The 21,908-nt window shown below is 60.5% G+C and carries 19 protein-coding genes and 1 pseudogene; 10 read left to right on the top strand and 10 right to left on the bottom strand.

All coding sequences use genetic code 11. From position 1 onward, the window contains the following. Window positions 1-11 precede the first annotated feature (11 nt). The 5 genes from ACWHYV_RS19800 (at window position 12) to ACWHYV_RS19820 (ending at window position 3,643) form a co-directional block, all read left to right on the top strand. The gene (locus ACWHYV_RS19800) at window positions 12-524 is read left to right on the top strand and encodes a hypothetical protein (RefSeq protein ID WP_447978213.1); all 513 of its coding nucleotides are present in this window, start codon (window positions 12-14) and stop codon (window positions 522-524) included. A 224-nt stretch (window positions 525-748) separates the two neighbouring features. Next, complete coding sequence (locus ACWHYV_RS19805; protein WP_447978214.1) at window positions 749-1,585, top strand: formylglycine-generating enzyme family protein; 837 nt, start codon at window positions 749-751, stop codon at window positions 1,583-1,585. Window positions 1,586-1,731: 146 nt separating this feature from the next. Continuing rightward, a complete protein-coding gene (locus ACWHYV_RS19810) occupies window positions 1,732-2,601 on the top strand; it encodes a uroporphyrinogen-III synthase (RefSeq protein ID WP_447978215.1) in 870 nt (289 codons plus the stop codon). A gap of 134 nt (window positions 2,602-2,735) precedes the next feature. After that, on the top strand, window positions 2,736-3,134 hold the full coding sequence (locus ACWHYV_RS19815; RefSeq protein ID WP_447978216.1) for a TraR/DksA family transcriptional regulator: 399 nt from the start codon (window positions 2,736-2,738) through the stop codon (window positions 3,132-3,134). Window positions 3,135-3,154: 20 nt separating this feature from the next. After that, complete coding sequence (locus ACWHYV_RS19820) at window positions 3,155-3,643, top strand: PA2169 family four-helix-bundle protein (RefSeq protein ID WP_447978217.1); 489 nt, start codon at window positions 3,155-3,157, stop codon at window positions 3,641-3,643. A 7-nt stretch (window positions 3,644-3,650) separates the two neighbouring features. Here ACWHYV_RS19820 and ACWHYV_RS19825 read toward each other — a convergent pair whose 3' ends face one another. Genes ACWHYV_RS19825 through ACWHYV_RS19835 form a run of 3 tightly spaced genes read right to left on the bottom strand, consistent with a single transcriptional unit; the run spans window position 3,651 to window position 5,730 of the window. Continuing rightward, window positions 3,651-4,604: a formylglycine-generating enzyme family protein gene (locus ACWHYV_RS19825; RefSeq protein ID WP_447978218.1), complete on the bottom strand. Its 954-nt coding sequence runs from the start codon at window positions 4,602-4,604 to the stop codon at window positions 3,651-3,653. A gap of 16 nt (window positions 4,605-4,620) precedes the next feature. Beyond that, entirely contained in the window at window positions 4,621-5,208 is a 588-nt protein-coding gene (locus tag ACWHYV_RS19830; RefSeq protein WP_447978219.1) for a hypothetical protein, read from the bottom strand. A gap of 51 nt (window positions 5,209-5,259) precedes the next feature. Continuing rightward, complete coding sequence (locus ACWHYV_RS19835; RefSeq protein WP_447978220.1) at window positions 5,260-5,730, bottom strand: DUF4149 domain-containing protein; 471 nt, start codon at window positions 5,728-5,730, stop codon at window positions 5,260-5,262. Between the two features lie 231 nt (window positions 5,731-5,961). On the opposite strand from ACWHYV_RS19835, the gene ACWHYV_RS19840 reads away from it, so the two are divergent. Both ACWHYV_RS19840 and ACWHYV_RS19845 read left to right on the top strand, forming a co-directional pair. Beyond that, the gene (locus ACWHYV_RS19840; RefSeq protein ID WP_447978221.1) at window positions 5,962-6,963 is read left to right on the top strand and encodes a zinc-dependent alcohol dehydrogenase family protein; all 1,002 of its coding nucleotides are present in this window, start codon (window positions 5,962-5,964) and stop codon (window positions 6,961-6,963) included. 1,393 nt (window positions 6,964-8,356) lie between these two features. Further along, the gene (locus ACWHYV_RS19845; protein WP_447978222.1) at window positions 8,357-11,548 is read left to right on the top strand and encodes a hypothetical protein; all 3,192 of its coding nucleotides are present in this window, start codon (window positions 8,357-8,359) and stop codon (window positions 11,546-11,548) included. A gap of 494 nt (window positions 11,549-12,042) precedes the next feature. Here ACWHYV_RS19845 and ACWHYV_RS19850 read toward each other — a convergent pair whose 3' ends face one another. The 5 genes and pseudogenes from ACWHYV_RS19850 to ACWHYV_RS19870 form a co-directional block, all read right to left on the bottom strand. Beyond that, entirely contained in the window at window positions 12,043-12,819 is a 777-nt protein-coding gene (locus ACWHYV_RS19850; RefSeq protein ID WP_447978223.1) for a hypothetical protein, read from the bottom strand. A gap of 194 nt (window positions 12,820-13,013) precedes the next feature. After that, a pseudogene (locus tag ACWHYV_RS19855) lies at window positions 13,014-13,298 on the bottom strand (integrase core domain-containing protein); the annotation flags it as partial. Between the two features lie 259 nt (window positions 13,299-13,557). Further along, entirely contained in the window at window positions 13,558-14,457 is a 900-nt protein-coding gene (locus ACWHYV_RS19860; RefSeq protein WP_447978224.1) for a HEPN domain-containing protein, read from the bottom strand. Between the two features lie 421 nt (window positions 14,458-14,878). Further along, window positions 14,879-15,544, bottom strand: coding sequence for a CPBP family glutamic-type intramembrane protease (locus ACWHYV_RS19865; RefSeq protein WP_447978225.1), 666 nt, complete (start codon window positions 15,542-15,544; stop codon window positions 14,879-14,881). 564 nt (window positions 15,545-16,108) lie between these two features. After that, window positions 16,109-16,387, bottom strand: coding sequence for a hypothetical protein (locus tag ACWHYV_RS19870; protein WP_447978226.1), 279 nt, complete (start codon window positions 16,385-16,387; stop codon window positions 16,109-16,111). A 518-nt stretch (window positions 16,388-16,905) separates the two neighbouring features. Between ACWHYV_RS19870 and ACWHYV_RS19875 the strand changes: the two genes are divergently transcribed. Together ACWHYV_RS19875 and ACWHYV_RS19880 are read left to right on the top strand one after the other, a co-directional pair. Next, on the top strand, window positions 16,906-17,175 hold the full coding sequence (locus ACWHYV_RS19875) for a type II toxin-antitoxin system HicB family antitoxin (protein ID WP_447978227.1): 270 nt from the start codon (window positions 16,906-16,908) through the stop codon (window positions 17,173-17,175). A gap of 190 nt (window positions 17,176-17,365) precedes the next feature. Beyond that, window positions 17,366-18,613, top strand: coding sequence for an NnrS family protein (locus ACWHYV_RS19880; RefSeq protein WP_447978228.1), 1,248 nt, complete (start codon window positions 17,366-17,368; stop codon window positions 18,611-18,613). A gap of 22 nt (window positions 18,614-18,635) precedes the next feature. On the opposite strand, the gene ACWHYV_RS19885 is transcribed toward ACWHYV_RS19880, so the two are convergent. Beyond that, window positions 18,636-19,241: a YceI family protein gene (locus ACWHYV_RS19885; protein WP_447978229.1), complete on the bottom strand. Its 606-nt coding sequence runs from the start codon at window positions 19,239-19,241 to the stop codon at window positions 18,636-18,638. 96 nt (window positions 19,242-19,337) lie between these two features. Continuing rightward, window positions 19,338-20,522 (bottom strand): IS256 family transposase, encoded by a 1,185-nt coding sequence (locus ACWHYV_RS19890; protein WP_447977236.1) that lies wholly within the window; start codon window positions 20,520-20,522, stop codon window positions 19,338-19,340. A gap of 146 nt (window positions 20,523-20,668) precedes the next feature. Between ACWHYV_RS19890 and tdh the strand changes: the two genes are divergently transcribed. After that, window positions 20,669-21,703: an L-threonine 3-dehydrogenase gene (tdh, locus tag ACWHYV_RS19895; protein WP_447978230.1), complete on the top strand. Its 1,035-nt coding sequence runs from the start codon at window positions 20,669-20,671 to the stop codon at window positions 21,701-21,703. The last annotated feature ends 205 nt before the right edge of the window (window positions 21,704-21,908 follow it).

The raw sequence follows: 21,908 nt of genomic DNA on the forward strand, positions 1-21,908 counted from the left end.
ACTGGACACACGTGCGCAAGCTCGTGGGCTGGGATCGCTATGACAGCGTCGCGGCGCTGGAGGCGCTCAACGCGTTGTATGCGGACTTGCGGCTCTTCCAGAACCTGTTTCAGCCCTCGATGAAGCTGGTGCGTAAGGTCCGGATCGGCTCCCGCCTCCGTCGCCAGTACGACCGGCCGCAGACGCCGTTCGAGCGGGTGCAGGCCTGCGGGCAGGCGGATCCGACCCGGCTGGCCGCGTTGCAGCGGGTGCGGCGGACGACGGATCCGTTTGCCCTCTCGCGGCGGATTGATCAGCAGCTCGAGCGGCTGTGGGCGCTGGCCAATCGCGTGACCCGCACCCCACGCGAGCAGGTGCCCCGGTCGCCCCACGCCCGTACGCCGTGGCGAGGCTGGACCTTTAGCCCCCGGCTCCACGAGCAGAAGCGACAGATCGCGGGCTCGACCCGCGTGTCAGGCAAGGGCGCAAACGGGGTGTCGAGCCCGGCGGCGAAGAGCCCGGCGGTGAGGACTCGGCGCGGGTAACATTGACCAATGACTGAACGATGCCGATCGGTAACATTGACAAATGGCTCAACAGGCCCCCGACCCGACTCGGCGCGATACTCTGTCGCTCGCCTCGATCGGTATGATACGATCCGCCATCGTTCATCTTCATGAGCAGGTCGGGTCCGGCACTCGTCACCGATTCCGGCTGTGACCAACGTCCCGGCCATCGTCATCTCGACTTGGTTCTCAAAGGGGTACTCATGCGACGGTATGCGTTGGCAGTGATCGGGTCGTTCATCCTGGGCGTGGGCATCGCGGCTGCCGGCGGCGGTCCGCCCCTCCCCGGTGAGATCGTCGGCAAAGACGGAGCTCCGATGATTTTGGTGCCGGCCGGCCCGTTTCCGATGGGCGTCCCTCCCGGGGATCGTGACGGCGGCCGCGACGAGTACCCACGGCACGAGGTCTTCCTCGACGACTTCTACATCGACAAGTACGAAGTGACGCACGCCCGGTATGCCGAGTTCGTGGCGGCGACCGGGCACCGGCTCCCGGAGCACCCCAAGACCCCGGCACGCACGCTGTGGCATGGCGGGCCCGTCCCGGAATCGCTCGCAGCCCGCCCGGTGATCAACGTCGATTGGTACGACGCAGACGCCTATTGCCGGTGGGCCGGCAAACGGCTCCCCACCGAAGCCGAGTGGGAAAAGGCCGCGCGGGGCACCGACGACCGCCGGTTCCCCTGGGGCAACGTCGAGCCGACCGGCAAGCACCTCAACTACAACCAGCAATGGATTGGCGAAAAGACGTTGATGCCGGTCGGGAGCTACGAAGCCGGCAAGAGCCCATACGGCGCGTACGATATGGCCGGGAACGTCTGGGAGTGGGTGGCCGACTGGTACGATCCTCTCTACTACGAAAAAAGCCCCGCTCAGAACCCCAAAGGCCCCGAGACCGGAACCCACAAGGTCCTGCGCAGCTCCGGCTGGTCGGTCGAAACGCCGCTCGTGCGCATCTTCACCCGGGTGAAAAGCGATCCAACCAACCGGAACGATTCCACCGGCTTTCGGTGTGCGATGACCGCGGCGGGAGCCAAGTGAGCGTGCGCAGGCTTCCGCCCGCGAGATCGTCCGAAGGCCGCAGACCCGTTTGGTAAGGGCCGGCCTACGGCGGTCCCTTCCTCCGCGCGTGGTCGAGTCGCTCGAGAGACCACCGTTCGGCGCGCCCTTGGCGAAGGCGGATATCGATGCCCCGCTCACCTGATCCCACGGTCACCCGATCCGGTTTCGACGGCTTGCACGTCGCCGCGTTCGAGAGCCGGATGGCCGCCGAAATGGAGCGTCTCATCACCCGCTACGGCGGTCAGCCGGTCGTGGTCCCCGCGCTCAAGGAGATTCCACTGGAAGCCAACGCGGACGCCTTGGCCTTCGGGGATCGGCTCGTCGCCGGTGAGGTGGACGTCGTGATCCTGTTGACCGGAGTCGGGACGCGCACCTTGCTCGATCTTCTTGGGACACGCCACCCCCGCGAGGTCTTGATCCGCGCACTGAGGGCGACGACGTTGGTCGCCCGCGGCCCGAAGCCGGTCGCCGCGCTCAAGGAGGCCGGCCTCTCGCCCCATCTCGTGGTGCCGGAACCCAATACCTGGCGGGAGCTTCTGCAGGTACTCGACGCCCGGCATCCGGTCGCGCACCAACGAGTCGCGGTCCAGGAGTACGGCGCGAGCAATCCCGAGTTGCTCGCGGCGCTGACCGAACGGGGCGCCGAGGTCATCCGGGTCCCCGTCTACCGGTGGGCGATGCCCGACGACCGCCGCCCGCTCGAAGACATCATCCAGGCCATCCTGGCCGGCCGCATCTCGGTCATCCTCATCACCAACGCCGCGCAAGTCGATCACCTCCTCGAGGTCGCCCGATCGAACGGTCAATTGGACGCGCTGCTGCAGGCGGCCGGGCGCCTCGTCGTCGCCTCCATCGGTCCCACCGCCAGCGAACGGCTGCGGCGGGCGCGTCTCCCCGTCGATCTGGAGCCTTCCCACCCGAAGATGGGTCTCCTCGTCAAGGAGACGGCGGAGCGCTGTCACGCGCTGCTCGCGTCCAAGGCCGCACGTCCCTAATCCGGCGCGCCTCGTGTCACACTTGATCGCAGGGTAAGCTCTCCCCTGACAGGGAAAACCGCCGTGCACCGATAGGCCCGTCGGAGCCCGTCTTTTATAAGTAGAAACGAATCGGTGAGGTAAAGGAGGAGGCCATGGGAGACGTGCTGACAGACCGAAGACCGGCGGCGCGGGCGGCGAATCCGAAGTACGACGAGATCCTGTATGACCTGCAGCGCCAGCGCGCCGAGGTCCTGCGCCTCGTGGCCAGCAAGCCGCTCTCGTCCGGGATCGAAGTGGAGGTCTTCCCGGACCTGAACGATCAGGCGACCGCGGAGATCGACCAGCATTTCATGCTGAGCCTCAAGGAGCGCGATCGGAACCTGCTGAAGCAGATCGATGAGGCGCTCGACCGAATGGCGAGAGACCGCTATGGGATTTGCGAAAGCTGCGGGGAGGACATTCCCTTGCGTCGCCTCAAGGCCCGGCCCATGACGACCCTGTGCGTGGAATGCAAAACCCTCCAGGAGGAAGAAGACCGGATACGGCACTGACCCGGGGAAAGAGAGCCCCCATGGCCACCACCAACGAACAGGTCATCGAGACATTGAACCGATTGCTCGCCGTGTGCAAAGCCAGCGAGCAGGGGTTCCGCGCGGCGGCCGAGGCCGTCAAAGAGAATGAGTTGCGGACCGTGTTCAAGCAGTACTCGCATCAGCGCGGCCGGCTGGCCTCGGAGCTGAGGATGGAAATTCGGCTGCTGGGCGGCGAACCCGAGATGCTCAACGGGATCGCGATGCCGACGGGGTTGGATCGCCTCGTGGCGGCCTCCGTTCGAGAGGACGAGCAGGCAGTCCTGGCCGAGTGCAGCCGGATGGAGGAGACCGTCATCCAGGCCTTCGAAAAGGCGATGGAAGACGGGAACATTCCGTTGGAGCTGGTGATCGCCCTGCGCCGGCAGTCGGCCCAAGTCCGGGAAGCCTTCGACCGGATCACCGGCTTGGCCAAAGCCGCCCAGACGGCGCCGGCGGTCGTCGGCGGGCCCTCGCTCAACGTGGCGTGACCCGCCGTCAGGAAGCCGGGCGCGCACGCTCCGTGTCCGCCTGGTCGGCCGGCTGGCTCACACTCCTCGCGCAACGAAACCCCAGCCAGTTCATCTTGGTATTCGGCTCGGCGCCGTTCCGCTGCGCCGCACGCACCTGGGGGGTGCTGTCGATCCAGCCTCCCCCACGAAAGGCCTTCTGCGTGCCCTGGCTCGGCCCTGGAGGGTTCTTGTCCGGCGCCACGGCGTAGTACTTCGGATCGTACCAGTCCGCCACCCATTCGGCGACGTTCCCGGACATCTGATAGACGCCGTACGGGCTCACCGCATTCTCGTACTTGTCCACGGAGATGATCGGCGGGTAGAGCATGAGTCGTTCCGGACGGTCGCGCACCGGCCCGGACAGGCCCGTTCGTCCGAAATTCGAGCGGGTGAGGCCGGCGATCTGATTGCCCCAGGGATAGATGCGCCCGTCCTCGCCTCTGGCCGCCTTCTCCCACTCTGCTTCGGTCGGCAACCGCTTGCCGGCCCACTGACAGTACGCGTCCGCGTCGTACCAGGTCACGTGCATGACCGGGTGGTTGATCATGCTCTCCTGAAAGTTGCCGCCGTCGTACCGCCAATCGATGAGCGGGGGCCGATCGGTCGCCAACACGAACCGCAGGAACTGTAGCGTCGTTACCTCGTACTTGTCGATGTCGTAGCTGTCCAGATACACCCGGCGCTGCGGCAGCTCCGGCGGATAGGCGTTTCGGTCCGCCTGCTTGCTGCTGCCCATCAAGAACCACCCGGCGGGGATCCGCACCATCTCATCCTTCACCGGCAACTTGGCGCGTTCCATCGCCAGCTTCTTCCCTTCCGGCGTCCATTCCGGCGTCATGTCCGCCACGTCCAGTCCCCACCCCACCTGCCCCCACAGCAGCGTACCCGACACGGCCAAGACCGCCATCCCGATGCTCCACCTGTTCCCCACCGCGCTCACGCTCCCTCCTCCATCGTTACATCGGCCGATTGCGCCCGTCGGACTTGGGCGCGTCATCGAATTCCTCCAACGGCTGGAAATTCACGGGCAACTGAAAGAGAAAATCCGAGACCGGCCGTAGTTTGACGTTGCGGTACTCCACCAACCAACTGCCGTCCTTCCGCGCGAGCTTGAGCGGAAAGCGAATGTCGTTCGCGAGCCACTGGTAATAGACCTCCGTCCGGTCGCCCTTGCGCACCGTGACCTGGTAGAGGGTCGTCGGATGGCCATCCAAGACTTCCGTCCCGATCTCTTCCCGTTCCACCTCGCCTTCCAACGTCTCACTGACCTTCGGGGCCTGTTCGGGATCATAGGGAACGGTCTTGAAGTGACGCATCCGGGACAAGAGCAACCACATCACCTGCTTGTCCTTGCGGACGATCGTCACATTGACGGGATTGAGATCATGATGCTCGAGGCGCCAGCGATCGTCGCGATAGTAGATGTTCGCTCTCCGGCTGTGCCCGTCGATGCGGGTGATCTGATCCGCCGTGAACTCGAGCGCCCAGGAGCCGCTCACCGGGAGTGAGAGCACGGCGGCCAGGGCCAGGATCCAAGCTCGCATGGTGGTCGCAGTCTACCATAGCGGGACGCCGCCGTGCTCGGCCGCGGCCGGTCACATGCGGGCCAGGGTCACGGCGAAGAAGAGGATCGCGAGCGCCAACAGCAGCCCGAGGCGCGCGATGACGACGGACATCCGGATCAAGAACTGATCCGCCGGGCTCGTCTCGGAGCCTTCACGCCGGAGGCGGCCGACCAACGGTCCCAGCCAGAAGTCGTGCAGCGCGGTCACGATCACCAGCCCCGCCACGAGCCCCAGCTTGATCCGCAGCACCGAGCCCCAGGCGTCGGCCTGATCGAGCGACCCCGACCGCGCGGCGATCAAGAACGGACCGGTCAGGACGAGGGCCGCGATCGAGATCCAGACGACGACGCGAAAGCGGCGAGCCAGCGTCTGGAACAGGATCCGGCGATCGGCGCCGAACGTCCCGCGGCGAAACACGGGGACGAGGATAAGCGACAAGAAGACCATGCCGCCGATCCAGACGACCGCGGAGACGACGTGGAGCCACGCCAGCAAGATCATGCCACGGGTTCCTCGCAGAGCCGCGGGATCATACCACAGACCGAGGCGTTTCGTGCTTGCTAGTACGAGGCGGAGGATAGAAAAACCGATCAGTGGATCGGCCGTTTTGGCACCTGGCGAAACGCCATGGTGCCGGGGCAAGACCGGGAGAAAGACCTTCGCGCCCATTGCAAGCCACCCGTCGTCCGTTTCATCATGCGGGAGACGCCTGCTTCATGGACGGTATCCGCTATGCGTGCCATGGTCCTCGAACAGCCGGCCGGCGTGGACACGAGCCCGCTGACCGTATCGGACGTCCCCGTTCCGGAGCCCGGCCCCGGCGAGGTGCGGGTGAAGATTTCGGTCTGCGGGGTCTGCCGGACGGACATTCATATCGTGGAAGGGGAACTGCCGCCGGCGAAACGTCCCGTCGTGCCCGGCCATGAGAGCGTCGGCCTCGTCGATCGGGTGGGGTCCGCGGTGCGGACGGTGAAAGAAGGCGACCGGGTGGGCATCGCGTGGCTTCAGCGGACGTGCGGGCGCTGCGAGTTTTGTCGGACCGGACGGGAAAACCTCTGCCTCGCCCCGACGTTCTCGGGGTACGATGTCGACGGCGGCTATGCGGAGTACGCGGTCGTCTCCGAGCGGTTCACCTACCCGATCCCGCCGTTGTTCAGCGACGGCGAAGCGGCCCCGCTCCTGTGCGCCGGCATCATCGGGTATCGCGCCCTGCGGCTCAGCGGCATCCAGCCCGGCCAGCGGCTGGGCCTGTACGGCTTCGGCGCCTCGGCGCACATTGTGATCCAGATCGCGCGTCACTGGGGCTGCTCGGTGTTCGTCTGCTCCCTCCGCCCCGAGCATCAGGCGTTGGCGCGCGAGCTCGGGGCCGTCTGGGTGGGCGGCGCCACCGACATGCCGCCCGAACAACTGCATGCCGCGATTATCTTCGCGCCGGCCGGCGAGATCGTCATCCCCGCCTTACGGGCGATCCAACGCGGGGGCACCGTCGCCTGCGCCGGGATCCACATGAGCCCGATTCCCTCGATCGACTACGACCGGGAGCTGTTCGGGGAACGGGTCCTCCGCAGCGTGACGGCGAACACCCGGCAGGACGGCATCGATCTCCTGCGGGAGGCCGCAACGATTCCGATCCGCACGCACACCGTCCCCTTCCGCCTCGAAGACGCCAATGCCGCATTGCAGGCCCTCAAGGCCGGGACGATCAAGGGGGCGGGGGTGCTGCAGATCGGGTGACGCCGGGAGACCATATCGAGTGACGAGGCTGAGAGGTTGAAAAGGAGATGGCCAGCTTTCCGCCAACGACGATGTACGCAAGCTGCCTGACGGCAGTATGGAGGCTAGTTCCAAGCGGCTCCAAATCGAAGAAGCAATCAGGTGCACGCTCTGGCTCGAAGGTGCCTGAGCCTCCGCCTTTTTCCTCGACCGATCCGTGCTGCATGGTTTGGCCGGCACTGCAATGCTCAGAGCCTGGAAGATGCCTACCCATCCTCCACAGGCAGCATCTCGGACTCTACGCACGAATGCCTTTGAACCAGGCGTCATTGATCGTCCTTACGCGGCTGTTGGTCCCATTGATTAAGTATTTCGAAGAAGGCGGCAGTGTTGTTTGCAATTGTGCGAGCTTCCTCATCAGTGATGGGAGCAGGGTAGTGCGGCTGCCACACTTCCTTTGTGGCACACAGGAATTCCTCCGTCCGCCGTTGTGCACCGTCGGCTCTCATTCAGTTTGGTCTCCAACACCGATCGTGCAGCGGCATTTGCATCATCTAGATGTTCCGTTATCCGTAGACACCCAAACCAATGAGCAAAAAAAGTGCCCTGCCCCTTGCCGCGTACGCGGAAGGAACAGGGCCGTGGGGTTACTAGGTAAGGCTTCTTAATTTTTTAAACGGTGATTGGCGGCCCGGCGGGCGTCACCACGGCCTTTATCGTACGGCACGGATCATTATGATGTGTCAACGCAATGTATAGCGCCCGGCGGGGCACTCCAAAGGCGGCCCTCACACTGTTGGGAGGAAGCGATCCTTACCGGCCGGCGTCACGACGTCAATCCTGCACGCGTGCCCAGCTGACCGCGCTCACCCCAAACCGTTCCCGAATGCGGTCCAAGGCGGTGGATAGCCGCGCCCCTTTCATGACACGGCGCTCCTCCGGGCTGTCCGTAGGAAACAACGTCAGCTGCTATCGAATGATGTCAAGAGGTGTTGATTGACGCCAGGGTTTTTGCTACGGTGCCGCCCCATGCCGAAGGGGAAAGAGCGCGAGGACGCTGGCGTCTGAAACTTCAGGGACGTGCCAAGAGACACGATCGTGAAAGCCAAGATCGAGGCTGCGCTCCAGAACAAGTCGGTCAAAGCCCTGTTGATCCAGCTGGTGGAGCAGCACTGGCAGGAACTCGAGCGGAAGGGACTGCTACCAAAGGGAAAGTAACATGTCTTGCTCTGAACGCGGCAGATTCCCGGGTAGCGATTGAGGATCGAAGAGCGAGAGACGCTTCTGAACTGTCATGCCAGGCAAGATTCGTTTTAGCCCATCGGAGTTTATGCGGGCCCGACGGCCCGAGCTTTTCTCCGATTCAAGAACAAAGTCGGACATTTCTTTAACTCGTCCCGTCTTTGAGTACCACTTGGACACCCTAACGGCTCGTAAGCAGGAAACGGACTTTGAATATTTCTGCCGGCGCCTTGCGGAGAAGGAATTATGTCCCAACCTGCTTCCTCAGACGGGGCCAACTGGTGGGGGGGACAGTAAAGTCGATGCAGAAACGTATCCAGTAGCGGATGGAATCGCATCACGGTGGTATGAAGGAATAGGGCGAGACGCGAGCCAGGATCGTTGGGCCTTTGCCTTCAGTGCGAAAGAGGATTGGCGCGCTAAAGTCCAGTCCGACGTTGAGAAGATCATCGGCACGAAGAGGGACTACAAGCTTATCTACTTCATTACGAACCAGTTTGTTAAGGACAAAGCCCGCGCCGAGGTCGAGGACAGCCTTGCGCACCAGCACGGAGTTCCTGTTCGCATTCTCGATCGAACCTGGATCGTTGAGCGTGTCTTTGCAAATGATCGCCTTCAGCTCGCCGTCGAGGCCTTAAAGATCCCGGGATACGACAACATCGTTCAGAAGGTTTCCGGTCCCCTGGATACTGAACGCACGGCTGAACTCCAAGAGATTGAAGCACAGATCAACGATCCTGCCCGGTATGCCGGTATTGAATACCAATTGGTTGAGGACTGTCTCCGAGCGGCAATGATCGCACGCGGTCTTGAATTGCCTCGCGTTCAGGTCGATGGACGATTTCAACGGGCTGAACGGCTCGCGGAGCAGGTGAATCATCGACAACAACGACTACGAGTTCTGTACGCGCGGGCATGGACGGCGTTCTGGTGGTACGACGACTTCACTGAGCTGAACAGTCTATATGACCAAGTCGAGGGCCTAGCCAAGGGTGCTCTGCAGGCTCAGGATCTCGAGCTCCTGACAAATCTCTGGACGGTGCTCAACACGACGGTGGCGCACGGCCAACTCGATGCAGAGGCCGCGAAGGTCCGTCAGAGGGCCACAACGCTGCGCGATGAACTCGACCGCCTAGCTGCCGAACCTGGACGGCCGAACAACGCTTTGCAGGCTCGAACGAGCAGGGTACTGGTCGACATGCAGGAAGCCATGACGGGCGGTCAACCCTTAGACAAATTCTTGCTTGAGCTGAAAGACATCATAACTACCAGTGAAGGCCTCATCGCTTATCCTGTCACGCCACTTGCGGAAATAGTTAGCGAGATGGGACACGTTCTGACTGACAATGAGGCGTATGACGAATTGTTCGAGGCTCTGCTGCCCATTGTGGAGCGGAGAAGAAGCGAAGGAGACGCGGGCCGGGGTCTCCTGGAACGTGGGACGCAGAAGCTTCGGTCTGGCAAGCGATACGATGCCATTCGTTGCCTCGGACGCGCGCAGGTGAAGCTTGCGAAGTATGAGTACCGCAGAGACTTGATCCTAGCCCAAGCCGAGTGTGGCATGGCGTATGAAGAGGCAGGGTTACTTTGGGCGGCACGGTTGAACATGCTGGCGGCGGCAAACCATGCCTTGGCTGAGTTTTGGGAGCAGGGGAAGCTGGTACTGTCGGCGCTCCGTTGCTTAGAGCGACTGGTTTGGTTGGAACTGCAACTTGGACGGATATGGTGTGGTCTGGCATGGGTTCAGACAGCCGACGCTGTTGCCGCCTCGTTAACGTTGGAGCCTAAGCTCAAGGCGTCATTCCTGGAACAACGTGAAAGGCAGGACGTCTTCTTGGGAGCGTTATTGTTGAAATGTAGCCTATGGGATCTGAAGTCGCTTGCGTTCTTGCCTGAGGTTCTGGAGAGGCTTCAGCTTCCATACTCAAGAATGGCAGTTATGTATGCCCTAGGCTATGAGGACCAGCTTCGGGCCGAGAAGCTGATCGCAGAGACTGAAGAGGCCCAGGCCGTGTTGCAATTTTTCGTTGAATGGGCAGATCAGCTATCAGCTAATGATTTCTATTCAAGGCCAGAACTATTTCAGCTGCCAGTGGTGAGACTCGAATCGTTCGTACTCGGGTGCAAAATAACCATAGAGACGACGAACAACTTGGCATCGATTCAGCTTGGAGAGACGGTTCTTGCCGCACTGGAAGCGCTGTTGGCCACCGGTTTGGGTGATGGGCTCTTTCCGTATCGGACTGGCTTCACAATAAAGGTGCGTCCATCAGACTTTCTCACAAGGCCGGTGGAGTTTCAGGCAGACAGCATCGATGGCGAACCGGCAATGATCATCCGACATTCTGACTGGCGAAAGACAGCTGGTCCGGAGGAGCGCGGCAGGTTACGAGACTGCTTAGTTGAGATCGTAACAGCAACAATCCAGCAGACGATCATCATGGATGAAACCCGCTTAGAGCGGCTGGTCCATGATGAAGTTGCGTTTCAGAGGGCTCTGGATATCGCCAATGTCACGACGTGTGTCGGCAACATACTTGGGGAGCGACCGAAGTTTTGGGAAGCGGACTGGCAAAAGGAAGCCACGGGCGCCGGGTACAAGCTAAGACGTGTTCTTCCATGGGATAGTGACGTTCAAAAAGATTCGGAGAAGACTGGCGAGGCAAGCACGACGAGACCAGGGGATGGAAAGCCTCCGGCTGAGATTTGCAATGTCGATGACTTGAAGCATCGAGATCAAAGGATTGAATCTCTCATTGATATTCCATTGTGGGACCGTGCGAAATGGCACGCTACGGTGTATGCCTACAGCGGTAGCCCGAGCCAACTGCCTTTGCTGGCTCTGGGTTTCCGTGAAGAAACCACTGCGAAAGAGATCTTTCGGGGTTGGCGGACGATATTGGGTGATATGGATAGGGAGGCGCGACTGGGGGTATCCGTCATTACAGGCGTTGATAAAGCTCGACCGGCAAGCTATACCATCGTAATCGGTACAAATCCAAAGTTCACCTCCGGTGCCGAAAGCAACCAACGCTGGATCACAATATCACGCATCAAGCGAATGGAGCCTTCCGACTCTAGGAACCTTGATGGCTTTTTGGCACGGTTCAGGAGTGCTGGAGGTTACGTCTTAGTACCAGCGTACTTTGCGGATCCATCGGGACCACCTCAGCTCTTTCTAGAGCTTGGTATTGCAAAGCAGCACCTTCGCGTGTGCCCCGCGTGGCAACTTGGTGTGAACGATCCTGATATCTGTGCAGTCGGGACAGAGGACGATCCGATAATCCCAGAAGGAATCAAGGACCCTCCAATCCTTAAAGGCCGCAAGTGGATTGACAAGCGGCGAAGTACAGCGTCCCGTTAGTACAGCACTAAGCAGGATGTGTGCCCCCTCGTACTCCAAGCAGCAATTGGCTTACGGGCATACGGCGAGATAATGTCAACCTCCTGAAATTCACCAGTGCGATCACGTGAAATTCCCCCTCCGGTTGATGAATGTTGTGTTTGAGTCCGATCTCTGGGTTGGACCTCCTGCCGATCGCCGTTCCTAGGGCATTTTACGGTGCCGCTTTTTTCTCCGGCCCCGTCTCGCCCGAGGTCTGCGTGGGAGGGCCAGGTTTTGTAATTGGCAATTCGCGCTTTATGTCTTGCACTGATTGGCCAGCGACGGCTTGACCGCGATGGCGAACCGCCTGGGGGTCAGCTACAGTGCCGTCAACCGACGGCTGAGCGTCGTGATGCAGCGGCTCAGCAAAGATCAGTCCTTTCGTCAGCGCCTCGCAGGATCATCAGATGTCAAAGTCAAGACTTGATCCTCAGTCCACTCCGTACTTGCGGTAATGCTATGCCGCCCGATCATTACCATTGATGCATCTCCTCACGCCTGGCTGCTACGGCTCTTCGCCAGTTCTCAAGCTCATGTTGTGGCACCGGCTTGCCGCTTTCGATGATCGCCCCCATACGTAACTGTGCTTCGCCATACATGTCGTTGAGGCTGTCTTGATCACGTTCAAAAGCCGCTTGGTCCCACTCCGTTCGATGGATTAGAGTTCGCTTCAGTTGGATATAAAGATCTAGGAACTGTGAATAAAGCGTCCCGATTTCTGGGTCAGCATCGAAATAAGAAAGTATCGGGCCAGATAATGCCCGTATCGCTGCCTCTTTGTCCTGTAAAGCTAGCGCGGTTGCTTGCCAATCTGGATGGGCTGGTTCTCTTCTTATCGCCTGGGCTTTGAACAGTAAGAACTGAGCTTCCATTCCTCGTTCACCAAATCTGAAGTACAGATCCCCCTGCCCTGTAAGAGTCCGCGACAGCCGAAGCAACGCCTTTTGCAGACGGTACGAAAAGATTAGAAGAATCCCCCCAGACACTAATGCAGCTATCAGCGAAGGAAGGATCTCGTGTACCCATGATTTTTCTGGCACGGTGACATGAATTGAGGGCTGCGAAGCTGGGACATTGACGACTATCGGCATCTGAGAAGACTCCTGCGCCTTGGTCTTAGCCTGATGTGGTTCCGACTTGGATGTTTGATTGGCTGGGGATTGAAGGGGACTATTGGCATCGGCAGGGGAAAGGCCTGATACAAAAGCGATCCCAACGAGCAGGGACAGCATTATCGGTGGAATGCGCATTGGCAACTACGGTAATCCCCGAGGGCGTCATTTGTCTACCGCCTCTTAGGGCCACTATACCTAGAAGGGGGAGTCTGATGAGGGGTAAGGTTGAGATGGCCCCGGATTTGACAGACACCTTTGAATGGGGGACAGGATCTCGGCGCAGACAATAGGGGCAAGTTGAGGTGGCCCCGAAATAACAGACAGGTGGATTAAGGGTCACTGTCCTCCCGTTCGAACTCCTCGGGGCTGCGATAGCCCAACGCCTGGTGGAGCCGCTGTCTGTTGTAGGTGACGTGACGCGCTTCGGCACGATCCTGAAACTGCCGGTGCCGAACTAACTCATTCTTCAAAGTGCTGAAGAAGCTCTCGACCGGCGCGTTGTCGTAACAGTTGCCCCGCCGGCTCATGCTGAGGATGACGCCCCGGCGAACGAGCAAGGTCTGGTAGAGACTGGCGATGTACTGTTTGCCCTGATCACTATGGTGCAGCAGCCCCGCCGGGTAATAGATTGTGGGTCGGGTCCATACTGGTACACACTCTCGATACGTTTAGGCTTATCAATTTCAGTAAATATCTTCCTAAGGAGTTTCGCCCGAAGCGTCAGCCTACTCCCTGAGCTTTTAGGTGTCATAAGATAGTCATATGGTAAACATGAAATTTGTTCTTCCTTTTCACAACAATCGGCACCACATATCGAACCTGACTGCGCGATGCGTGAGTGTATGACTTGCCCTTGAATTTCTCGATAACTCTTTAGAAGTCTCCATACCGATCAAGCTGATGATTAATCTCTTTCACAAAGGATTCTATTTTTTCAATGAGGTCGAGAACGTCATTCTTTGTTATGGCGATAGTAGCTCCGTCCTTAGTCTTCCCATTGCGATGAACTAGATCGTGGCGCACTTTGATGGCGCGAAACAAGTCACCAGTATCGGGGAATTCAATTTCAAGTGTTGTTTTATACATCGGCTTGATTTTGGCAAGATTGTGGTAACGTAGACCGATTAAGTATTCTTTAACCTCGTCTTTAAGCTGGTCTGCTCTCTTAAAGACCTCGTTTAGCGTCAGCTTTCGTTCGCGGAAGTCAGGATTTGTCTCAACAAACTTCCTAAGGAGGTCTGGATTCGGAAGGACTGTGTTGATGAACGCATCGGACAAATATGACTCGAGAGCGGAGATTATATTCACAAACAGGAGTCGATGGAGAATCTCGTTTAAGTACGCCTCTAGGTCTTGGTTCAAGAGCATCTTGATATTTCTAATGCTCTCAAGAAAGGTGGCATAAAAGTTGAGATTCCCACCAATCGTTTCGAGAAGAGAGTCGTCATAGTCCTCTTCAGTAGGTATGCGCGCCCACTCAACGCATCCCTCTTCATCTTCAAGCTCCTGAGCACACTCTTCAATTATCTCGTCAGAGAGAAAACCGCCGAATTCGCTACCAAGCTCCTCTCTAGCATCAAAAGGGCCTCCCCAAATATAGATGTACCCACCTTCTGCTGATTCATATGGAGTACGTTCTGCAGGGTTCTCAAACTTCGACAAGAACCATTCCTTCATCACCTCTTTCTGGAACCCGGGCTCTTCGTCCTTGAGGTGATTCTGGGTGATGGGGTGACTATATCCGGGGTGCCAATATTCAGCCTTCTTTCCCATGACGCATGCTTAAATTTTGGTGAGCCCTCTAGCCGGACAGCAAAAATGGAGGACAGATTACTTATTAGGGAACATTAGCGTCAAGCCCATCCGTATAACTGGCTTGTGCGCTATGGAGTAAAGGTTTCCACTTTGGATTCTGGAGCGGTTGGTATGAGCGGTGTGGCAGTGGAGAGCTCTGGAATGCCTAACTGCTAGAAGGAAGAAAATGTACCGTGAGTCTTTTGAGGGCTCGACGCTTACAAGGTTAACAACATTTCTGTCGTCGTGGTCCTGGTTGAGGACGATGATTGTTTACAACAGGCCAAGAAAAACTTGTGTGTTTTTGCCGAAGGCGGCCGGAATGTCATCTTGCTCGTCCCCACTTCCCGTTCGCAGCCACTCAGAAAGCAACACTTTGGGTTGAGAAGATTGCCTGCGCCTATCTTTGACTCAATACCGTTGCGAAGAAAGCACTCCATTGGCTCGCCAAATCGGAGCCGTAGACCCAATAGTAAAATGTTGTACCCACTAGCGCATGGGACACAGCAAGTGGCCAGAGGCAGCGATAGCGGAGATACACCAGGCTCCAGAGCGTGCCGGCCAGCGCGGTCAGCACGGCAATCCTGATGTCGCCTAGATGGACCGCACCGAAGATCAGGCCGTTCAGTGCCGACTGCAAGAATGGGTGGAGGCAGGGAAAGAGCGTGCGGAGCCGACCAAGCAGATAAAACTGAAACAGCGTTTGCTGGACGAACGCCCAGGGCAAGTACAAGAGTATGGCGATCGGCAGCTTCGGATGGAAAATTCTGGCCGCCGCTCCGGGCCAGTCTGCTCCGCGGTATCCGATCGCGACCGCGACGAGCAGAAACAGGAGCACCGCCACGGCCGTCAGCGCCATTGTGACCAAGATTCCCCGTGGCGCCCGTCCTCGTTCGATTTCACGCGGCCACTGTCCCCAGATCTCCGTCCGGGTGTAGTTGAGATTGAGGAGAACGAGCCCCAGTCCGAACAGGGCCAATGCCATATCGACGAGTATCGGCCTTCGTGGAAACAGCAGCAGGAAGCCAATTGATAACGCCGCGAGGATGACAAGCTCATACGCCACCCTACGCCGATGATCATGCTCGAGGACGGTCCCTCCCCGGGATTGTGAGCCAGCAAGCGCGCGCGGCATTGACGGACAGGCCTTTGTCTCTTCCGTCCCAGGGAGGAGTTGAATCGAACGAGCCCTCGTCGGGTTCTACCAGGCTGGTGAAGAACTATTATGACAACCTGGAAATCGAGAACTTCAGGAAACAGGCATCGGATCTAGAGTCGCCTGCAGGATGTTCAAAAAGGCCATTTATGACACCCGCCCAGCCCCAAGCGCGCTATGACGCGCCCCTTCCCGGCCGCGGCCGCAGCGAGGCGCACGTCGTCACGAATAAGTGACGACACGTTTGTGCGCGCCGGCGAGATGGTGAGCCGGCCGTGTCTTGGCCGAGGCGTCTCCTCATCACCCGCCCACCCCGAGCTGCCAAGACAGCTCTCTTCCCGGGGGCGGTACGTTGAGGCCCTGAGCGATGCGAGGTGCGCGAGGCGACGAATAAGTCGCCTCAACGTTTGCGCACGGGCGCGAGATGGTGAGCGCCCAGTGTCTTCAAAGCTGGGGGCCTTTTTCAACATCCTTCTAGGCCACCCGCTTCCGAATCTCCCTCGGATACTCCGGGAAGTAGCGCTCGATCACGGGCAGCGCGAAGGTGCGCAGGATCGATTCTTTGGGCTCGCGCTCCAGGAGGAATTCGAAGGATGCCTGGATGAGGCGCTCGGGCGAGACCTCTCCACCGTACCGACGCAGGTCCGCGTTCGTCGCCGTCACATCGTGCACGGTTCGGCTGGCGCCTTCTTTGACCTCGACTCGAAAGGTCGCTTCCCCATTCCGGGTGACCGTGATATCCGCCATTGTCATGGCCTTAGTGCGGGGTGGCAACACTCCTGCGCGGCTCACGTCGAGTGCGACTTACCGGCGCCGCACATCGAGATTCGACCAGACAACGATAACCCTGCTGCTCATCGAGTGCAACGGGTGACGGCGTCCAAGCAGGAATGCAGGCAGCCTCACTCCCTAACCACACCGATCGTTCCCGTTTTAACTCGAACCTATCTCAAAATCACCATCTCCTTTCTCGCAGCCGGGACGGGGGCAGTGGCGGAGCGCCATCAGAGCCGGGTGGCAAACCGCTCAGCGTAAGCGCGGAGAGGAAGCCGCTTACTGTTCGACGCTGCGTTCAGTGAAGCTCGGACGCAGCGAGTTTAAGCGGCGCACCGCGCGGAGCGTCCGAGCGGTCCACCCCGCTCTGTCTTCAAGCGGAGCCGCTGCCCCCGTCCCGGCTGCTCTCTTGTAAACGATTTTGAGATAGGTTCTAGGCAACTGGGCCGGACATCTCGAGGATCGGCTATAATCACTCCCCGTTGTAGGGAAGCGTTATGAAATTCTATACGTTCGAGATCGTCGTTGAAAAAGAACAGGAAGATGGCGGCTATCTGGCTTACAGTCCGACGTTGCCCGGGTGTGCCAGTAGTGGGAATACAATCGAAGAAGCCAAGCGCAACATTCGTGAAGCGATCCAACAGCACATTCAGTCCGTCCTCGCTCATGGTCAGCCGATCCCGCAAAATGACAAGCTTGTCCATGTTGAGGAATTAACTGTTGCAGTCCCTTGGGGAAATGCCTCAGGTCACCCCCTCAGGACCTGATCCGATTCCTCGAACGAGCCTGTCCCAGTCGCGATATGATCCGCCACGTGCTCGGGCAACTTCGGGAAGAGGGGGCCATCATCCCGATCGGGAAAGGCCGCGATGCGAAATGGCGTAAGGCCGGACCGAAATGGGGTAAGTGACGGCCTGTCGTTGACAAGCCTTCGGCCTCTGACGAGAATCCTTCCGCATGTCAGGGAAACAGATCGAAGCACACGTCAGCCAGCCGGACCGCGCTGAAGCCGAGTCGGACGAAGAACCGACCTTTCCCCGCTACGAGGGGCCGGCGTTTTTCTCCCATGGCTTTCGGCCGTTTTTTCTCGTGGCGTCTCTGTTCGCGGGTCTGGCCGTGCCCCTGTGGGTCCTGCTGTACGCCGGGGGGAGCAGCCCCGGCTTCCTCTATCCTCCGCGCGAGTGGCATGTCCACGAGATGCTGTTCGGGTTCCTGCCCGCCGTGATCGCCGGCTTCCTGCTGACGGCCGTCCCCAACTGGACCGAGCGTCCCCCGCTCAGAGGGATCCCGCTGATGGCGCTGTTGGCGTTATGGCTGGCGGGCCGACTGGTCCTCGCCTGGCCTTGGCCTTCGACGCTCGTGGCTGCACTCGTGGACGGCTCGTTTCTCGTGGCGCTGGCGGCGTTCCTCTGGCGGGAGCTCGTTGCCGCGGGGAGCTGGGGGCGGGCGCCGATCGGCGTGCTCATCAGCCTCTATGCCGTCACGAATCTGCTGTTTCACGGGCTGGCCCTGCATGGCGCCCCGACGGATCTCCCCGAGCGCATGGCGCTCGCACTCATCATGCTGTTGCTGACGCTGATCGGGGGGCGACTCACCCCGACCTTCACCCGCGAGTTGCTGGTGAAGGCCCAGGTGGCCGCACTCCCTGAAGGCTTCTCCCGCGTCGATGGTCTGTCGATCGGACTCGTCGTAATCGCCGTCGTGGCCTGGATCATTCAGCCGGACGGCGGGGTAACCGGCGCGCTCCTGGTCGCGGCCGGGGCGTTGAATCTCGTCAGGCTGTACCGCTGGCGGGGGTGGCTGGCGTGGCGCGAGTCCTTGGTGCTCATCCTGCATGTAGGCTATGGGTGGCTGGCGCTGTCGCTGTTGGCGCTTGGAGGAGCGATCCTCGGGATGGGGGTGCCGCCGGCGAACGCCGTGCACGTGCTCACGACCGGAGCGGTCGGTACGATGACCTTGGCCGTGATGACGCGCGCGAGCTTGGGCCATACGGGACGACCGCGGCACGCCGATCCCAAGACGATCGCGATCTACGTGCTGATCACCGTGGGTGCGATGCTACGGGTCTTGGTGCCGGCGCCCGACGGTCCAACGACTCCGACGAACGTCCTGCTTGGCCTGTCGGCGGTCGGGTGGAGCGGCGCCTACCTCTTGTTCGCCCTGCTCTACGGCCCGTACCTCGTTCGCCCGAGCCTCGACGAGTAAGGGACGCCCTGGTCACGCCCCCTCACTTCGCCTTGATGCATTCGATGTCGAGCTTGATCAGGACCTCGTCCCCGACGATCAAGCCGCCGTTGTCGAGCGTCTTGTTCCAATTGATGCCGAAATCCTTGCGGTTGATCGTGCCTTCCGCGGTGAACCCGGCGCGGACGTTGCCCCAGGGGTCCTTGCTCACCCCGTTGAAGTCGCCCACCAGGGTGATTTCCTTCGTGACGCCGTGAAGGGTCAGGTCGCCGATCGCCGTGTAGCGGTCGCCGGTTTTTTGATAGCTCTTGAGCGTGTAGGTCATCGTCGGGTACTTCTCCACGTCGAAGAAGTCGGGGCTCTTGAGGTGTGTATCGCGTTTCTGATGGTTGGTGTTGATCGAGGCCGTCTTGATCGTCGCCTCGATCGTCTTGACGACCTTGGCGTCGGGGTCCATGTCGATGAAGCCGGTGTAGTCCAGGAATTGCCCCCGCGTCTTCGACACGACCATATGATCGATGCTGAACCCGAGCGTCGAGTGATCGGGGTCCACGACGTAGCGAGCGATCTCGGCCCGCACCGTTTCCCCGGTCGTGAGCGTCACCCAGGCAGCGAACAAGACCACGAAGATCCGAATCAGCGCCATCATCCCCTCCTCACGGCTCACGTTCGATCCAGCCCACCAGGCGGGGGAAGCTACTGATTTTCTCTGCTTCCGTCAAGGGACCGCCGGACCGGGGTGATGTCAAGCCGCTTGTGTAAATTCCTGAAGGGTGTGTTGACGCCACTGCAAATTAAACCGGTTGAAGATCGAGTAAATAATCCGCTCCACACTCTGGACATTGACAAAGCAGACCATCGGGCGCGTCCGCCGACGCACTTCCACGAAGCAGCGTTCGATGGCATTGGTGGTGCGCAGCTTGCGCCGCAGTCGCGGAGGACAACTGAAGAACGCCAACAACTCGGGCAGATCCGCCAGCACCCGCGCGACCACGGTCGGATACGCGGCCTGCCAGTGCCGAGCGAACGTGCGGGCGGCGGCCTCCGCCTCCCGCCGATTGGGGGCCTGATAGATCGCCTGCACGGCGGCCTTGACGGCCGCATGATCCCGGCGCCGGACACGCCCGAGTACGTTGCGCAGCTTATGCACCCAACACCGCTGATGCGGGACCCTGGGGTAGACGGTCTGCACGGCGGCCGCTAACCCCGGACAGCCATCCGTCACGACGAGTTGCAGGTGCCGGCCCTCCAGGCCGCGCCGGTAGAGATCCTGCAATAAGCCCTCCCACGCTGCTTGGCTCTCGCCCCGGCTCCGGGTAAACGCCAGCAACTGCCGGGTCCCATCGGCCCGGATGCCGTAGGCGACTAACAGCTGGACGCGCTTGCGGCCGCTGGGGCGTCGGACGCGCAGGCTCACCCCGTCCAGAAACAGATAGCGCCAGTCGTCGGTCAGGGGCGCCTGATGAAACTGGGCCACGGCGTGGTCCAACGCCCGACTGAGGCGCGAGACCGTTTGGGCACTGACCGGCTCCTCCGTGAGCAACGCGATGAGGCGCCCCGCGGGCCGCGTGCTGATCCCGCGTAAGAACGCTTCGCGGATGAGCAGGGTCACCTCCGGCGCACGCCGCTGCAGGCGCTGGAGCCCCCGCGGCAGGAACGCCTGTCGCCGCGTCCGGGCCACGCGGACGCGGAGCGTCCCGAACACCGTCACGACCTCTCGTTCATAGAAGCCGTTGCGATAATCCGGCCGGCTCGCGTCCCGCTCATACTCCCGCACCCCCAGATACCGATCCCGCGCCTCGACCGAGAGTCGCTCCAGGCTGCGTTGCCACACCTCCCGGGTGTGGCGATGCAGATCGCCCCAGAACTGCTCGCGGACGTCGCTCATGAAATGTTGAAACTGCTCGGTCCACGGTGCTAGCGTGCTCATGGGTGTAAGCCCTCCGTTGTTGGAGAATGGGTTTGCCTGGACAGCGACCCAGCTTACACCCTTCTTCTTTTACACACACAACGTTACATCACCCCGGACCGGCCGCCGGCTGAGTTTTTTCCACCGCCTTGTGCGATAATTTGCGTATGCGCGCCGTCGTCAAAGCCAGACCGGAACCCGGCCTGGTGCTCCAGCAGATGCCCGATCCCCGCCCGGGCGAGGGAGAGGTGCTGGTCCGCGTGAAGGCGACGTCGTTGTGCGGCACCGACGCGCACATCTACCGCTGGGACGAATGGGCGCAAGGGCGGATCCGGCCGCCGCGCATCCTCGGCCACGAGCTCTGCGGCGAGGTCGCCGAACTGGGCCCCGGCGTGACGACGGTGGCCGTGGGGGACTATGTGGCCGCCGAATCCCATCTGACGTGCGGGGTGTGCTTTCAGTGCCGGACGGGACAGGCGCACGTGTGTCGGAACTATCGCATCCTCGGCGTCGATCTCGACGGGTCGTATGCCGAGTACGTCGCGCTGCCGGAGCGGGTCCTCTGGAAAACGGCCCGGGAGATCCCTCCGGAGCTGGCGTGCCTGCAGGAGCCGCTCGGCAACGCGGTCTACGCCGCGCTCGCCGAGGACGTGGCCGGCCGGTCGGTCTTCATCAGCGGCTGCGGTCCCACCGGGCTGTTCGCTTCGGCCGTCGCTCGGACGGCGGGAGCCTCGGTGATCATCGCCTCGGACGTGAGCGAATACCGGCTGGGGCTCGCCAAGCAGATGCGGGCGGATCACGTGCTGAACGCCAAGACGGAGTCGCCCGAGTCGATCGCGGCGGCCATCCGTGAGATCACTGCGGGGGAAGGCGTCGATGCGGCGTTGGAGATGTCCGGCGATCCGACCGCGCTCCACGTCGCCTTTCGCGCGGTCAAGAACGGCGGCCGCGTGACCCTCTTCGGCATTCCGACCGGGCCGGTCTGCTTCGACCTCCCGAACGAAATCATCTTCAAGGGCATCCGTGTCTACGGCGTCACCGGCCGGCGGCTCTTCGACACGTGGTATCGCCTCTCCGGGCTCTTCAAGGCGGGGCTCGACATCCGCCCGGTCGTCACCCATACCTTCCCGCTGGCGGAGTTCAAGCACGGCTTCGACCTGATCACGAGCGGCCGGTGCGGGAAGGTGGTGCTCATACCGTAAATAATGATGAGTGATGAGTGATGAACGATGAATTAAGAAAGTGATTCTTCGCGAAGAAAGTGATTGTTCGGGGCTCGTCACTCCTCCATTCATCATTCATCACTCTGCATGCCTCACGCTCCTCCATTCATCACTCTGCACTCATCACTCTGCACTCCTCACCCTCCTCCATTCATCACTCTGCACTCATCACTCTGCACTCCTC

The organism is Candidatus Nitrospira bockiana, from assembly GCF_965152565.1.

What these genes read in the sequence shown, in the direction of transcription:
- ACWHYV_RS19840 (WP_447978221.1), top strand. Translation starts at nt 5,962, where the DNA reads ATGCGTGCCATGGTCCTCGAACAGCCGGCCGGCGTGGACACGAGCCCG.
- tdh (WP_447978230.1), top strand. Translation starts at nt 20,669, where the DNA reads ATGCGCGCCGTCGTCAAAGCCAGACCGGAACCCGGCCTGGTGCTCCAG.
- ACWHYV_RS19870 (WP_447978226.1), bottom strand. Translation starts at nt 16,387, where the DNA reads ATGACAATGGCGGATATCACGGTCACCCGGAATGGGGAAGCGACCTTT.
- ACWHYV_RS19820 (WP_447978217.1), top strand. Translation starts at nt 3,155, where the DNA reads ATGGCCACCACCAACGAACAGGTCATCGAGACATTGAACCGATTGCTC.
- ACWHYV_RS19850 (WP_447978223.1), bottom strand. Translation starts at nt 12,819, where the DNA reads ATGCGCATTCCACCGATAATGCTGTCCCTGCTCGTTGGGATCGCTTTT.
- ACWHYV_RS19860 (WP_447978224.1), bottom strand. Translation starts at nt 14,457, where the DNA reads ATGGGAAAGAAGGCTGAATATTGGCACCCCGGATATAGTCACCCCATC.
- ACWHYV_RS19875 (WP_447978227.1), top strand. Translation starts at nt 16,906, where the DNA reads ATGAAATTCTATACGTTCGAGATCGTCGTTGAAAAAGAACAGGAAGAT.
- ACWHYV_RS19885 (WP_447978229.1), bottom strand. Translation starts at nt 19,241, where the DNA reads ATGATGGCGCTGATTCGGATCTTCGTGGTCTTGTTCGCTGCCTGGGTG.
- ACWHYV_RS19815 (WP_447978216.1), top strand. Translation starts at nt 2,736, where the DNA reads ATGGGAGACGTGCTGACAGACCGAAGACCGGCGGCGCGGGCGGCGAAT.
- ACWHYV_RS19810 (WP_447978215.1), top strand. Translation starts at nt 1,732, where the DNA reads ATGCCCCGCTCACCTGATCCCACGGTCACCCGATCCGGTTTCGACGGC.
- ACWHYV_RS19880 (WP_447978228.1), top strand. Translation starts at nt 17,366, where the DNA reads ATGTCAGGGAAACAGATCGAAGCACACGTCAGCCAGCCGGACCGCGCT.
- ACWHYV_RS19890 (WP_447977236.1), bottom strand. Translation starts at nt 20,522, where the DNA reads ATGAGCACGCTAGCACCGTGGACCGAGCAGTTTCAACATTTCATGAGC.
- ACWHYV_RS19805 (WP_447978214.1), top strand. Translation starts at nt 749, where the DNA reads ATGCGACGGTATGCGTTGGCAGTGATCGGGTCGTTCATCCTGGGCGTG.
- ACWHYV_RS19835 (WP_447978220.1), bottom strand. Translation starts at nt 5,730, where the DNA reads ATGATCTTGCTGGCGTGGCTCCACGTCGTCTCCGCGGTCGTCTGGATC.
- ACWHYV_RS19830 (WP_447978219.1), bottom strand. Translation starts at nt 5,208, where the DNA reads ATGCGAGCTTGGATCCTGGCCCTGGCCGCCGTGCTCTCACTCCCGGTG.